The following is a 15,384-nucleotide window of genomic DNA, read 5'->3' as shown; positions in this document are numbered from 1 at the left end:
CATCGAGGAATCACCCGCCTGTTCCAGGCGGGCGCGATTCTTCCTATTCATTATTGGCGAATGGTCTGTTATTTGGCGGCTCCGCCGCTATTCAGATCCTTGATCTGGGATACCGCTTTATCGAGCGTTTCCTTAATATCCTTGTTGTTGTCCCAGATTTCAGCCAAAGCCGCGCCTACAGGCGACCAGACGTTGGCCATTTCCGGGATAGACGGCATCGGCACAGAGGAACGGAACTGCTCCGTAAAGGCCGAGATATACTCGTCATTCTTGATCTGGTCATCTTCCTGCGCCTCATTGTTCGTTGGCACCGATCCGACCAGCGCACTCAGCTTCAGCTGGGCTTCCTTCGAGATGGCAAAGTCGGCGAACAAACGGGCCGCTTGCGGATATTGGCTGTATGAGTTGACATACCAGGCTTTAATTCCGGATAGGGATACGGCCGGCTGCCCGCCAATGCTCGGGATTGGAGCAACACCCAGATTGTCGCCGAGCGCATCCTTGTAGCCGCCAAGCTCCCACGGACCGTTGATATCCATCGCCAGATCACCGGATGTGAACAGACCGCGTTTAATGTCCGGCGTGATGTCGCCTGACTTCACCGGCAGAATCTCCCGCAGGCTGGCGTAGACCTCCATGCTTTGCAGGGTCTGTTCGGAGTTAATGCCGATGTCGTTAATGTCCGTGCCACCGTTTCCATAAATGTAGCCGCCAGTGGAAGCAAGGAACGGATAAGCAAAGTACAGGTTGCCGGTTTCGAACATGAAGCCGTACCGGTTTTTGGACTTATCGGTAAACGTCTTGCTGAACTCAATGACTTCTTCCATCGACGTTGGCGGTTCACTCACCAGCTCCTTGTTGTAGTACAACAGGTATGTCTCTGCCGCGCGAGGATAGCCATACAGCACACCGTCATAGGATACGCCCTGAATAGCCGCCTCGGTGTTGTTGTTTCTTGTCTTCTCCTCAAAAAAATCATTAGGCATAACCAGATTAGAGGTAACCGCCTTACCTAGGCTATCATGTGGAAATACGACCACATCAGCAGCCAGTCCCGCTGGTCCGTCCTGTCCCAGCTTGGTCAATTGGTCGGTAGGGTTAACTTCCTCAACCAACACCTCAACGCCATATTTCTCCGTGAATTCCTTGGCCACAGCGTCCGTGTAGGCGCGTTCATCGCGACTCTCCCACACGACCAGCTTGGCTCCTTCTTCCGGCAGAAGCTCAGGTACTGCCGTCTCGCCCTGCGATTCCTGAGCAGGGGGAGTCTCCGTATTCCCAGGTGATTCCGGCTGTGCTGCTCCTCCGCCACCACCGCATGCCGTAACCAATGCCAGCGTAAACGTTGAGATCAGCGCCAATATCTTTTTCATCTTCATTCCCCGATACCCCTCTCAATAAATATGAATAAGTTCGAATTCAGCGCAAACGATTTCACAAAAAGCCAGACGTATTCTGTCAATATCGCTTCAATGTGGATAACAGCCGAAAAAACCGATCAAGAAAGCGCTTCATTCACTGAAATTATCATACAACATTCCTTTCAGTTGTAAAAACGTTTGCATAAGGCAGAAGTGCTTGGTTATCTGCTGTTATCTTCCGTTTTCTTTTAATATCTGGCTTTTTCGTATACTACTTTAAAAATACCGCGTTTGCACAAGAAATATTGCATTCGGCTTGGACTCCTATGTTTCCTCATTGCTTATGGTTTGCACAACATAACGGCATAACCCCGGCGCATCGTCGCACCGGGGCTTATTACGGCAATATATTCAGACTATAACCAGTCTCTTCGCTCAAAAAAACGCTGGCCCAGCCACAGATACAGGCCTCCTGTGAAGAATACAATCGCCCACAGGCTGTACGGTTCAACTCTTGGTGCATAAATGGCCTCTTGCGGCATCATTACATAATAGGGAATCGTGAACGGTAGCCAGGCACCGATGGTGGAGTGAAAGCCTGTGAATACAATATTGGGAACAACATAACCAATCGCCAAGGCCAGCGAGGCTCCGAAATTCCGCACCTTGATCGACACGATCAGCTGCAAGGCAGCAAGCGGCAGAATACCCAGCCATCCTCCGAACCCCGTGTAGGCCAGCGTGCCCCAAGGAATGCTGCCTGGCGCATGAGCGAGCTTCCCGGCTGCCAGATAACCCAGCATAAACACCAGCTGTACCACCGCCAATATGCCGATCAACACCAGGTATTTGGCATAAAATATGTGATATCTCGGGCCAGGAAAGGCCAATGCGATCTTCCACCCCCCGTCCCTATGCTCGTACATACACAGCAATGAGGCGATTATGCCGCAATAGAGCGGATAGAAAAACATCGCGTGAAGATTGACGCTGTGGATATACAGACTCATCCAGCTTGGCGGGAAGAATTCTTTTAAGCTATCCAGCTGCTCCATCCCCATCAATGCGTTAATCAGCGTATCCAGCAGAATGAGCAGTATGACGACTCTCCATTGCGTTTTCATCGTTTCTGCACGTAACAGCATGTTCATGGATCCCGCCTCCCCTATTCAAACTCTCTTCTGGTAAACATCAGCGTTCCCAGAATCGATAGCATGAGTCCTACACCAAGCGAAATCCCGATCCACTGCATATGGCCAGGGATGAGCGGGCTCGATAACGCGGGATAGGACCAAGGAAGAAGATGAATGACCGGTGAACTGCTGCGGGCCAGAAACAGACTGGAGACGGAGCCGAATATTCCCAGAGCGAGCGGCAGCGCCTGATTGGCAAACACAGTGGACAGCCACAACTGGATCGCCATCATCGGCACGGACGACAAGCAGACGAACAGCGGCTGCAATATCATGATTTTCCACGGGATCGGTTCATTGGTATACAGCACCCAGATGACACACATGCCCACAACCGTGATCACCACGGTACATAGCTGCAACAGAAAGATCCACACCAATTTTGCTAAGTATATTGATCCCTTAGGAACAGGCATAGCGAGCAGCTGCTTCCACGCTCTCGTTTCATGCTCCGTGCCTGCCATAATGCTGGCAAGCAGCGTAATGCCTAGTAAAAAGACAAACGACAAAAACATATACATCACCGCAAAGCCTGCATAGACTCCCCCGGGTCCTTGACGGAAATACAGATACCACTCCAGCGCCGTCATGCTGATGAGAATGATGCCCTGAATAAGCGGAATAAGACGGCATAATCGCTTCAGCTTGAGACCTTCCGCATGCAATAACGTAAGCTTCATAAGCTGTTCTCCTGACCGGTTAATTCCAGGAAAATCTCCTCCAGCGTCTTCTTCTTCTCCGTTACCCGGTAAACATCGTAATGCTGCTGGACTAGAAATCGAATCATTTCGGCCGATTCCTTCCGGTAGGTCACGGAGGTTCGAAGCTGGCCTCCTGCTTCATCCGGCTCCGCATCCCATCCTTGACCGTTTAACGCAGCAGCGGCCTCCCTTGGTCGGTCCGTTTCCACCCATACATAAGGCTTGCTACGTTCCGTTAACTGCTGGAGCGGTCCTTGAAAGATCAGCTCCCCCTGATTAATAATCCCTACGTAGGTGGCCACCTGTTCAATCTCGCTTAAAAGATGGCTGGAGAGCAAAACCGTAATATCAAAGTCACGCGGCAGCCGCATGATCAACTCGCGAATTTCCTGAATACCGGACGGGTCCAATCCGTTCGTCGGCTCGTCCAGAATCAGCAGCTTAGGGTTCGTAATAAGCGCCATCGCGATGCCGAGTCGCTGCTTCATACCAAGCGAGTAGCTCTTTACCGGACGGTGTGCCGCCTGCTCGAGCCGAACCCATGCTAACACCTCGTTGATTCTGGACTCCGGCATTCCGTGCATCAGTGTAACGATTTTCAGATTTGTATAGCCGGATAGATGTCCGTAATAAGATGGTGACTCGACCAGAGAACCAACATCCTTCAGAATCTCCATACGATTCCCGTTCAGATCCTTGCCCAGAATGCGGATATTCCCTGATGAAGCTCGAATCAGCCCGAGAAGCATCCGAATGGTCGTGGTTTTCCCCGCACCGTTCGGTCCTAGAAATCCATAGACCTCCCGCTTCGGAACCTTCAAGTTGATCCGCCTGACCGTCTCTCGTTGTCCAAACTTGCGTGTTAGCTGATGTGTATCGATCGCATATTCTTCTGTCATCCCTTATTATTCCTCCCTCAAGAAGTAGCATCGTCGACACCTCAAGTGTAGCAACGCAGGGTAAATAACAGGTAAATAAGGAATAAACATCAGCATAATTCAGACCTACGTCAATACCAACCCTAATTGGCATGCCTACTTCGCAGTCCTACATGGCAGTTCAACATCGCAGTCCAACATCGGCAATGTGATTTCCACCCTCGTACCCCCGCCGTCCGATTTGACGATATTCATATGACCGGAGTGCGCTTCAATAAAGGCTCTGGCAATCGCAATTCCTTTACCGGAATGATATAAAGCCCGCTTCAGCGCCTGCTCATCGATCCCCACTCCATCGTCTTCGACAACAAGGAGGCAGCTGTTCTCTCGAAAGCCCAGATCACATGTCACCTGGGTTCCTGGCGGATTGTGAATCGCAGCGTTCATCAGCACATTTTGAACCGCTCTGCCGAACAGCTTGCTGTCAAACTCCATCATATGCACAGGCTCGGAAGCCGTAAATGTGAACAGCGTATGCTCGGCCATAGGATGGTTCGCAATATCTATGACCGTATCACGAACAAAGTCCACGATATTATCCTGCTGCAGGTTCATTGGAAAGTTCACACTGCTCGCAGCACCTGGCGTTCGCTTCTTAGCTTCCTGAAGGCTGTCGGTCTCCCCCCGCTCCTGCTGCACCTGCCACCGGCTCGTCTGGTTCAATTCCTGGATCAGCTGCTTCATCTCCGCGGTCTTGCTTCTGATCTGTCTGCTGAAATCCAGCTTCTCCTCATCGCTCCAGTGATACTCGGCTGCCGTCAGCATGTGGGCGTAGCCTTCGATATACGACAACGGCGTCTTCAGATCATGACTGATGGAAGCAATCCATTCCTGCTTTTTAGCCTCCAGATTCAGCCGCTCCGCTTCGCTCTTATACAGCTGCTCCGTCAATCGGCTCATTTGCTCCAACAATTCCTTATATAAGACAAATGGGTAACGGTAGACAGGTTTTTCGGTCAGGTCGTCATGTTCTTTATCATGTTCTTTATGATCATGTTTTTTACGGTAGTGTTTTATACGGTAGTGCTCTCCCGGCTCGGTGTAGTTCCCCTTGGACAGCCTGTTAATCCAGCGGATGAAATAGATGAGCGGCTTGCCTACGAGCCAGCCGTAAGCACAAACAAATGCAATTGTTAGGATAAATCCTAGGGACAGCAATAAAGTTCGCGGCGAAACCGGGTTCAGCCAATCCAGATGCTCTTGAATATATAACAATCCAACCGCACATATAATAAAACTAATGACTAAAGCCGTTACAAACAGAAGGGTAAGGCGTAGAAAGCGAAACGCCATTTTCACCATAGAATTCATGTCGGCTCCTTCCTCGGAACCATCATCTTGTACCCCAGACCACGAACATTAACAAGAAACTGCGGCTTGCTCGGATCAGGCTCAACCTTCTTTCTAAGCCGGGAGATATGTATAACAACCGTCTTCTCATCCCCTAGATACGGCTCCTTCCACACGGCTTCATATAATTGACGTGTGCTGAAAATTCGATTGGGATGGCTGCACATATAAACCAGCAGCTCCCATTCACGCGCCGGACATTCCACATGCGCTCCATCTACAATGAGCTCCCCCGATTCCAGCTCAACCCTGAAGTAACCAAAATCCATCGGCGCCAAGCGGGCAATCTCCGGCTTTTCCCGCTGCATTTTATATTTCACGCGGGCTTTAATCCGGGCAACCACCTCCAGCGGATTAAAGGGCTTGGTAACATAGTCGTCCCCACCAATGCCAAATCCCATCAGCTTGTCCAAATCGGTATCTCTGGCTGTCAAAAAAAGGACGGGCACCTCGGTGATTTTTCGTATTTTCCGGCACACCTCGAATCCGTCCTCGTCCGGAAGCATCACATCCAGCACGATTACATCAATATCCGACTCTATCACTGCTTCCAGCGCCTCACGTCCGGTTCCCGCAGTCCGAATATGCCGAAAGCCTTCCTTCTTCAGCACAGCGGCAAGCATTTCACACAACCCCTGCTCGTCATCTACCAGCAAAACGGAAATATGGTCCATGTCCTCTGCTCCAATACATCTTATAATACATGTATTATATAACAGATCAGGGAGAATGAAACAATTTATCAACCTCTGTTCACTTTTGAAAATAAAAAGAGCTCATGCTTGGAAATCTATCCATCATGAGCTGCTTCTATTATATTCTATTCAGCCGAGGTTCTTACTAATGGCGATAAATACTCACTTTCCTCCAGAGATTCGGAATCATCCGTTGAGAGATAGGAGGATGCTTGAATTTCAAACATTTCATTATAAGCACCATTCAATCTCATCAGACGATCATGGGTGCCCGCTTCGATAATACGGCCGTTTTCCAGCAAAATGATTTTATCCGCCGTTCTGGCAGTAGAGAGTCGGTGAGAAATAAAAATCCCGATTTTATCCTCTGTGAGCTGCTCGAACTTCCCGAAAACCTCCTTCTCCGAATGAGGATCCAAATAAGAGCTCGGCTCATCCAAAATATATACATCAGCATTACGCATAAAGGCTCTGGCAATGGCAACACGCTGCCATTGACCTCCGGATAATTGCTGTCCCTCCTCAAACCATTTGCCCAACACGGTATTCAGTTTATTAGGCAGGTTGTGAATCAATTCGGTAATCCCCGATTGTTCAACAGCTTTCCATACGAGTTGATCATTGTCTTTTCCCTTCACATCCCCAAAACCAACATTGTCTTTAACTGTCATTTCATATTGTACAAAATCCTGGAATACGACTCCCATTTTCTCTCGGAAGCTATCTTTATTTAGCTCCCGTATCGATTGGCCGTTAATTAATATATCTCCTTCAAAATCCGAGTACAATTGTGTAATCAGCTTCACAATCGTCGATTTGCCAGATCCATTCTTGCCTACAATAGCTAGCTTCTCGTTTTTATTCAGTGTAAAACTAATATTCGAAATGGCGTATCTATCGGTATTCGGATATTTAAAGGATACGTTACGAAATTCCAAGCTCTGTATACCGGAAATACGTTGCCCCATTCCTTGCACCTCTTCTTCCTCCGGCAAATCCAGAAAATCAAACAGCTGTTTGACGTACAGATTATTCTGACACAGACTCAGAATGCCTTGGACGATATTTTGTGAGGTAGATTGGGTTAGGCCAATTGCTTGAATAAAGCTTATAAGATTCCCGAGCATAATTTGCCCCATATAAGCGGCATGAACAGCAAGAAATATTACGATTCCGCATGCCCCTTGATTGATTGTCTGAAAAAATAACGAAGTATACGATCTGCGGGCAGCAAGAAATTTATCTTCCTTATAAAACTCCTTAAGAATATCTAAATATCTCCCGCGCAGATAATGTCCCAGTTGAAAAATTTTGATCTCTTTAAAGCTGTTATCCCGTGTCACCAAGAACGAAAGGTACCAGGACTCCCGCTGCTTCGCCGCTCTCCGATAATAAGTATTGAATTCTCGTTGTCCAATCTGCAAAAAAGAATAGAAGGACAGACATGGAATTAGGAAGATTACAAATATAACCCACCACTTCCAGGCAACAAGAATTGCGCAAGCAGAAAACAACGTTACGACACTGCTAATGATAGCCAGCATCTGCACAAATATTTCGAATGGTCGATAATTCGCTTCGGCTTGCGCACGTTGAAGCTTATTTTGAACATCTGCGTCTTCAAAAGATTGCAGCGTCATTAGATGCGCCTTCTCAATAATCTTTAAGTTCACCCGGTTGGACAGAAGACTCTGAAACATTTTCCGGAAGTATCCGTCAACGATATTAAACAGATCCGATAAAATGTTAAGGAAGATCAGAAAACCGAAAGCAAGCAAGACAGGTCTAAAGTCTCCTGCAGTTACTCCCCCGATTACAGAATTAATTAATTCTCTTGTTGCAATAAGGACGACAGCCGGTAGAATGCCCTTAAGCAAGCTTACGATTAGAATACCGATCAAATACGCAGCGTGGGTCTCCCATAACAGCTTAAATATTCGCGGCCAAAACAGAAATGTCCGCAATATATTTTTAGAGGAAAACGACACGTAATCATCCTTCATAGTAGTATCAGGAGATAGCATTTAGAGCTCCTTTCGCATGATAAAAATGAGCTGCTGCAAATTTAGCCAATGCCATGCATTTCATTTCAAGCTCGCGATCTATACCAAGCAAACGATTGATATGCATATGCACCAAGCTGGCCAGAATATCGCTCGGGTCATTGGTTAATCCTGAGCGCCTAGCGTTCTCTTTATTAATAAATTCAGAATATGTTCTAATCAGCGACTGTCTCTCATATAATGCCTCAAGGAGAGGATTCGGAGCTTCAGCCTTAAACAATTGCCCCGAGTCTTTGGCCTCCATAGCTTTGATGATGTCCGATTTCAATTCCCGGTAGGCTTTCATATGCTCTTTACCATCAATTCGCTGTTCTAGCCAATTCATCTGCTCTTCCATGTTCAGACCAAAGCTGGAAAGGATGTCCAAAATATTGATGACTGCTGACACTTCATCAGCTAGTTGTATTTGCTTTTTTCGGACTTCCCCCAGATACAGACTTACGAATTTGCTATCTGCAGCAAAAACAGACTCTGCCATTTCCATACACTCCATACCGCCATACCTTTCGATTTCCGGAACGTAGGTGTCAATAATCATTCGATTTAGAAGGCCTTCATCTCGTAATTTCTTGCTCCATTGATTCAAATCTCGAATCCCTTTTGACCACAACTCTTGCGAATCTCCGTAAAACCTTAACCTGATATGATGTTCCTGATCCTTATAGCGAACAAAATAAAACTTTTGCCCCCACTTCTCCAATGCCATTCGCCCCCACAGATCCGCCAAATGCAAACCTATCAGGTCGTTCTCCCTTTCATAAGTACCGTACAATTTTATATAAAGCCACTCTTCGCCTGGGAACACCCCTCTGGCTACGAATGGTGAACAAGCTTTCTTATCTGTTGACCTTCCTGCTTCATCACGGTTAGGAGAAGGCTTTACATCCACCTTACTTTGGAGCAGAGGAAAAACAAATTCCCCGATATATTTTTCGCTGTTAGAGGTTATAGGCGTAGAGCTTGGATGCGATATACACTCTGTTAGAAGAAGCTCCTGGCCGTTCTTAAGCTTCCCGAATTCCCGTCGCAATTCTTTGACGCATAGAGGATTGTTTAAATCAAGAAGCAGCCGGTTATCCCCCATCGTCAAATATACATACCGTGGGACTCTCCATCTGTTCTTCCATACGTTAAATTTAGCGTCCCATTCCGACTCTTCTCCTGAGTGTGACCAATCAAGAGTGATGTTAGAAAGCCTCCACTGCGCAGTGCTAATAATAATATTTTTGTATCTGAGCCGCGGTAAAAAGGGGGATTGCTCAACCGGACCCCAATTAAAATAAGACCACGTTCCTGTCGATGTTCTGGATACATCACTAAGGAACCGAAAAATAAAAGGAGAAATTCGATGATTAAACATATGTGTTTGCATCGGAATAATCTCTTTACCTAACCTTTTGGATTTAATATAAAAGCGGTCATATGTAGCTCCGACCAGCAAGTCGTCAATATGCAGGGTGTGCTCCTCATCCTTAGAGGATGTTGTGCCTGATACGATTTCGTATTCCATCACATTTCTACCCATCATAATGTTTGCTACCCTGCCATTGGCGGGCATAAACACCATTTCAGCCATCACAGCATCCGGATGACATCGTTGATGATGCGTATGGGCATGCTTTAATTTTTCTATAAACGTCGGATCCAGCATATCCAGAAAGCGTCCCATCGTTTTCCCCGCCCCGCTTGACCCTGCACTTGCACCCAGTACCAGCATATAATCCCCCTGATCGACATGCTGAGCTGAATCTGCTAGCAAAGTGTAATAAATCTCTAGCGATTCCGGAGCTTTATCGGGACTGTCAACAGCCGTTAGCTGCTGAATGTGTTCATCTGTAAGCTGAATTTCAACAGCCCCCTGACATATAGCCTCAGTTGCCAGCTGGAATAATACCGAGTTACGTGCATATAAGTTCTGCTGCGGTTCAGGACGCATTCCGGATTGATAGGCCTCAGGAATTCCTAGCCCCCAATCTGGATCAAACAGTTCTTGAATCGGAACTTCCTGATATACTCCATACTTCTCGAGAAATCGGTTTAAGTACTCTGTTAATCCGGTACCTTCATCAACGAACATCTTACACATAAGTTCAGCTCCTAGCACAACATCATCCGCTACGGATCGAGGAAGCATCACATTCTTTTTGAGCTTAACATCCACTTGAACCAAATTATCCGTCTTTACAACATCTTTCATAGTTTTTGTGAGTTGACGATATATAAGCTCGCCTTCTCCGATAGGACATTCCTCATAATGAGAGAGCAAGCCTTTAATATCACTTAAAAGCTTAACCCACTGCTCAGAACCGTTCTTCCCGGACAGCACACCTTGTATATGTTCCAGCGGAGAAATATCCATGAAGGGCGGACGAAGCTCACTTAAGAGAAACTCCTGCTCTAACAACTGGGACAAAAAATGGTGAACAATGTCCGTTGTGGCTTCCGGGAAAGCTTTTAGAATAGCATGCTTTAGCGTCCCCACCTCTATTGGCTCCTCAGCAGTTTGAAGTGTAAAGTCAACGACCTCGGATAATCCAATGGATGTTGTACCGGCAGGAGATGTTTCAAGGTTCAACATCCCATACTGGGGACGAACAGGCAATTTGACTCGATTTCCTTTGAACATCATTGTTTTATTGCGGCAAACCATTATTTCATCAACAATAGCAGGATCAGACTCGATGAGTTTGATTATATGAAAAATCCATTCCATATCAGGTCTAGCTCTTTTTCGATTATTCCATACAAAACCAATATCCAGATCGCTGCGATCTCCGAAGTACCCCTGACCCACTCTTGAGAATAATCCGTAAGGCGTCGTCCGGGTCGTCATTCTAATAAAATATCGAAGAAAACTAATCAGTGTCTTCTCATATTTCTGCAGGGTTTTTCGGTCAGCTTCATCTGTTCTCGTATTCAAGCAGTCTAAAAAAGACCTCAAGGATGGAGATGCAACCGCTATAGCCTCTTGAATGATAGAGCTGGCCGCTTCCTCTATTATTCGTTCCTCCGTCTTTCGGGCTGCCTCGGATTGACAATCCTGTCGCGACAGAACCTCCAGGTAGGCATTCAGAGAAAGCAAGGGAATTCTCACTAAAAAGAAATCACACGACTTAAACCATCTCTCCGATTTCAAATGATTTATACTGGAAAGCTCCTTCATAACTAGCCTACCTCCAAATTATTGTTTACGACATTCAATCGATACCCTAGCCCATGGCAAGTTACCAGTATTTTCGGATTACTGGGATCTTCCTCAATTTTTTCTCTCAGCTTCCGAATATGAACATATACAGTGTTAGATGAAGTAAAAGTATCTACACCCCACACTTTATTGATGATGTGATCAATATCGGAAACCCATTCACCGCATTCCAGGAAATATTCCAGCAATCTGTATTCCATCAGTGTAAGCATTTGCCCCTCGCCCTGCTTCCAAATCATTTTGACATTGGGATCAAAAATGACCTCTGGCGATAAATAAATCAGATCTCTTTCCTTCTTTACCTGTTTATAATCACATTGTGAGGAAAGGGAAAGAAGTTGATGCAGAATATCGAGTTCTAGCTGCTCGTTATTGCCTGGTGTGAGAAATACAAATGGAATACTGCTTTTTTCTCTTAGACTTGACCAGATTGATAATTCCTTCAGCGATAGGTCCAACTGACATACAATGACGCCAATACATCGATGATCAACCGCATGTTCAATTTCGTGAAAGAAGTCATAAAACATAATTTGAATACTATTGGATTTATTCATTCGGCTAAAAAACGTCTGGATCGGACTATCGGGTGCAACAACAATTATTGTTTTTTTCATATAATCCCCCTATTTAAATAGCCCTGTTTGCTTTGCTAGAATGGTTCTGCTGCATGTTATGCAATAAAAAATAGTTCTCTCCATTTACCCGAATACTGAGGATCATCCCGCCTTCCATACTCAAGTAAGCTTAACGCAATCCCGACAGCGCCCTGAAGCAAACCTGGGCTATCGAGCAAGACGCGATCTTCCATGTCTTGATAACCGAAAGGAACCGATTCGTCATATCTGTTGACCAGCTTATCAGCCACGATGTCAGAAAACAGCGCAGCGTCTTTACTTCCACATAGTGCATAAATAGAATTTGAGAGTTGTAATAAACCAGCCAACCCATGACAGAATGAAGATGTCATACTATTCAACTCGTAATCACCCAGCTTGAACACGGAGCCCGCAGCTTCCTGTGCAATCGCTTTCCAATGATCATTGTCGCAAATTAATCCTGTTCTTAATAATGTTACCGCGATCCCTAAGGTGCCGTGACACCAGCCCTCAATTTCCCTCGACTCTTCCTCACCATCGTTTAAGGAAAAATGACGCTCAGAAGAAATAGGCCAGTACAATCCGAATCGATCTCTCCGAACGTGCTTGGCCAGATAGTCAGCGATATTGTGAATGACTGCCTGTAAGCCATCCACTTCAAAGCCTTTGTGTAGAGCTGTAGTGAATAGAGCAAGAATTCCTGCTAGACCATGAGCAACCCCAAGCTGAACCACTTCTGTCCGGCTACAGGATATATCCTCCATACATGAGCTGGCTTCTGCAATTAGCATGGAAAAAAAAAGATCGGCAATATCGCGAATACCCTCATCTTGACTGCATTCTAATATATATCTGCCGGCTCCGCTTAAACCATTGACGACCTCCAGAGCATTCCATTGAGATGCTTCTAATATAGTTGTGGCCAGATGTCTTACTATATAATGATTAAGATTTGTCATGGCCTGTCTATAATGAGTTCGATTATCCGATGCTAACAACAGCCCGTAGGATAATCCCGTTATTCCTGCAAAAAGCGAAAGATTAGGAGTGCTGAACGTTAAGTCTTTTGTTAAGGACAGAACATGTTGGTGAATCAGCATCCTCCACTCTTTTTCTGGTTCAAGATGATCCCACTCCGCAAATAACACCCATATTCCAGGAATTCCATCTGCTAGGGAAGCCGGATTCCATGGGGCATCTCCTCTGGAAGGGGACATATTTTCAGGTTTCTTAACTATGCTTTCTATATATGATAGGTTAGCGACTCTTTCCGCTATAGATCGGCTAATCCGGACAGATTGCTCCTTCAAGTGAGTCATCACATTCCCAATGTCTCCTTTTCGTCTAACTGTAATGTGAGAAAAAGACACGGTTTGAATAACCGTGTCTTTTGTTGCGTGTCTGCCTTAACTTAGCAAGTTCTGCAGAATGTCAAGCTGACTTTGCAGTTAAGTGTTCCGGTTAAACAAGATGGAGTACAGATTAGGCCGCTAGCAGGTTGTACTTCCTTAGGAGCAACCTCATCTTTCGCTACTTGCAAATCCAGATCGAATTGGTTCTTCATGGAATATCACCTCCTTCATATTTACAACTCAATAATATAAACCCATTTATTAAATGGTCTTTATTTATTCCTTAATTAATCCTTAAATAAAAAGTCATTATTAAAAGCTTATTAATTAACAATTAATTACATTTTAAAGACAAGAATGGTATTTCGTAACATAATGAAGTATAGAGCAATTAAGGAGGTTACCCGCGTGAATGACTATATATCGATTGTCAAAGAACAAAAGTCTGTTTCCTTACATAATAAAGCAGTAGAAATTAGTAGAGAAATCGCCGTTCGTCTAAGCGATCCCAAATTCGTAATAGAAGCTGTCCATTCTAAAGACAACGTTTTGAGCGGTTCCGATGTATTCCCATGGGGTGACATTTCCCTATCTCATGGCTATCCAGGTAATATTCATCTGCTATCATTATGGAGGGAAATAGACAATACGTTTAATTGGAACGAAGCAATACACTCGAATTTGATAGCGATTCAATCCTATCTTGCTGAATATGGAACACGAGATATATCACTATTTAGCGGCTGGACCGGTATTGCATCATCCGTAGTGGCCGCATCAAATCATGGTGAATTTTATACACAATTTCTAGATAAAATCCATCGCTGGATGGCCCCCTTAATTGAAGAATGGCTGCAGGCCTGTTCGGAGTTAGCAAAACAAAAAAACGGAGTGCCTGTACAAACGTTTGATACGATCTCAGGCGCGAGCGGTCTCGGCAGATATCTGTTAAAAAATTGTGCCGCCCCCCACCTAGCTCCGTTAATAGAACCTCTTCTTCAATTTCTGATCACTCTTACCCAACCGATACAGGTGCATGGCAAGACTGTTCCAGGCTGGTTTACACCTAGCGAGCTTCACTTGACGGACAGAGACAAGCAGATTTTTTCTATGGGCAGCTTTAATTGTGGGATGGCGCACGGTATCCCCGGGCCCCTCGCTTTATTATCCATTGCTTATAACAGCGGAATTGAAATTCCCGGACAGCATAACGCAATTGAATATATGACAGAATGGCTGCTTAGTTCACAAGAGGAAGACGAATTGGGTTCCTACTGGCCCCACATTATTCCTTTTGAATATGATAAAAAGACAGTCGGACATACATTACAACGCCAAAGAGAGGCTTGGTGCTACGGCACACCTGGGGTGACATCCGCTTTATATACAGCCTCACTGAGTTTAAAGAATCCAAGCCTAAAACAGCATGCACTTCAGACCTTTATCCAATCCGTCACCTATGAATGTGAAAAGAATGAAATGAGCTCCCCTTCAATATGCCATGGCTTGTCGGGACTCCTGCTGATGTGTCAGCGTATGTGGAGTAACAGCAAAGCTCCGGAACTTGAACCTTTAATCCAACGAATAACTACCGAATTGCTCCAACGCTTCAATCCCAACCATCCACTATGTTTTAAGGATGCGGAACCGGAATCGGCAGAGAGCACGCGTTGGCTAACAAAAGCTGGGCTTCTGGAGGGAGCTGCTGGAATTGGTTCGGTTCTGCTCAGCGTAGCAGAACAACAGAGTAATGACTGGGATTATCTCCTAATGCTCTCCTAGCCGTACTTCCATTAAACAATATATTTTAGGATAATAAGGTAATTAAATTATTATTTATAAATAAATTCTATCTAGGAAAAATAAATTCTAGATAAACAACCAATAAATAGAAAGCAAATTAATATAATAGTCTAATATAAAGGAG

The 15,384-nt window shown here is 45.4% G+C and carries 12 protein-coding genes; 1 reads left to right on the top strand and 11 read right to left on the bottom strand.

Features of this window, described 5'->3' with window-relative positions; all coding sequences use genetic code 11:
* Positions 1 to 68 precede the first annotated feature (68 nt).
* The 11 genes from CHH75_RS15895 to CHH75_RS25060 form a co-directional block, all read right to left on the bottom strand.
* Positions 69 to 1,379, bottom strand: a complete 1,311-nt coding sequence (locus CHH75_RS15895) for a sugar ABC transporter substrate-binding protein (RefSeq protein WP_095267187.1) — start codon at positions 1,377 to 1,379, stop codon at positions 69 to 71.
* 398 nt (positions 1,380 to 1,777) lie between these two features.
* On the bottom strand, positions 1,778 to 2,512 hold the full coding sequence (locus CHH75_RS15890; protein WP_095267186.1) for an ABC transporter permease: 735 nt from the start codon (positions 2,510 to 2,512) through the stop codon (positions 1,778 to 1,780).
* Positions 2,513 to 2,526: 14 nt separating this feature from the next.
* Entirely contained in the window at positions 2,527 to 3,234 is a 708-nt protein-coding gene (locus tag CHH75_RS15885) for an ABC transporter permease (RefSeq protein ID WP_095267185.1), read from the bottom strand.
* Positions 3,231 to 4,154: an ABC transporter ATP-binding protein gene (locus CHH75_RS15880; RefSeq protein WP_095267184.1), complete on the bottom strand. Its 924-nt coding sequence runs from the start codon at positions 4,152 to 4,154 to the stop codon at positions 3,231 to 3,233. Before CHH75_RS15880 ends, CHH75_RS15885 begins: the two co-directional genes overlap by 4 nt.
* A 135-nt stretch (positions 4,155 to 4,289) precedes the next feature.
* The gene (locus tag CHH75_RS15875; RefSeq protein ID WP_095267183.1) at positions 4,290 to 5,504 is read right to left on the bottom strand and encodes a sensor histidine kinase; all 1,215 of its coding nucleotides are present in this window, start codon (positions 5,502 to 5,504) and stop codon (positions 4,290 to 4,292) included.
* Entirely contained in the window at positions 5,501 to 6,217 is a 717-nt protein-coding gene (locus CHH75_RS15870) for a response regulator transcription factor (RefSeq protein ID WP_095398640.1), read from the bottom strand. The genes CHH75_RS15875 and CHH75_RS15870 overlap by 4 nt, the downstream gene beginning before the upstream one ends.
* Before the next feature lie 146 nt (positions 6,218 to 6,363).
* Positions 6,364 to 8,139 (bottom strand): ABC transporter ATP-binding protein, encoded by a 1,776-nt coding sequence (locus CHH75_RS15865; protein ID WP_244908269.1) that lies wholly within the window; start codon positions 8,137 to 8,139, stop codon positions 6,364 to 6,366.
* 109 nt (positions 8,140 to 8,248) lie between these two features.
* Positions 8,249 to 11,464: a lantibiotic dehydratase gene (locus CHH75_RS15860; protein WP_095267180.1), complete on the bottom strand. Its 3,216-nt coding sequence runs from the start codon at positions 11,462 to 11,464 to the stop codon at positions 8,249 to 8,251.
* Positions 11,465 to 11,466: 2 nt separating this feature from the next.
* Positions 11,467 to 12,123 carry a winged helix-turn-helix domain-containing protein gene (locus tag CHH75_RS15855; RefSeq protein WP_095267179.1) on the bottom strand — a complete coding sequence of 219 codons (657 nt, stop codon included), beginning with the start codon at positions 12,121 to 12,123 and terminating at the stop codon, positions 11,467 to 11,469.
* A 56-nt stretch (positions 12,124 to 12,179) separates the two neighbouring features.
* On the bottom strand, positions 12,180 to 13,415 hold the full coding sequence (locus CHH75_RS15850; protein WP_176475593.1) for a lanthionine synthetase C family protein: 1,236 nt from the start codon (positions 13,413 to 13,415) through the stop codon (positions 12,180 to 12,182).
* 101 nt (positions 13,416 to 13,516) lie between these two features.
* Positions 13,517 to 13,669 carry an FDLD family class I lanthipeptide gene (locus tag CHH75_RS25060; protein ID WP_095267177.1) on the bottom strand — a complete coding sequence of 51 codons (153 nt, stop codon included), beginning with the start codon at positions 13,667 to 13,669 and terminating at the stop codon, positions 13,517 to 13,519.
* Positions 13,670 to 13,865: 196 nt separating this feature from the next.
* Between CHH75_RS25060 and CHH75_RS15840 the strand changes: the two genes are divergently transcribed.
* Positions 13,866 to 15,239 (top strand): lanthionine synthetase C family protein, encoded by a 1,374-nt coding sequence (locus CHH75_RS15840; RefSeq protein WP_255223044.1) that lies wholly within the window; start codon positions 13,866 to 13,868, stop codon positions 15,237 to 15,239.
* Positions 15,240 to 15,384: the final 145 nt, after the last annotated feature.

It is taken from the genome of Paenibacillus sp. 7541, from assembly GCF_002276395.1.
Taxonomy (GTDB): domain Bacteria; phylum Bacillota; class Bacilli; order Paenibacillales; family Paenibacillaceae; genus Paenibacillus_AQ; species Paenibacillus_AQ campinasensis.
The sequence above is the reverse complement of the archived record's forward strand: the minus strand, read 5'-3'. Positions and strand labels throughout refer to the sequence as shown.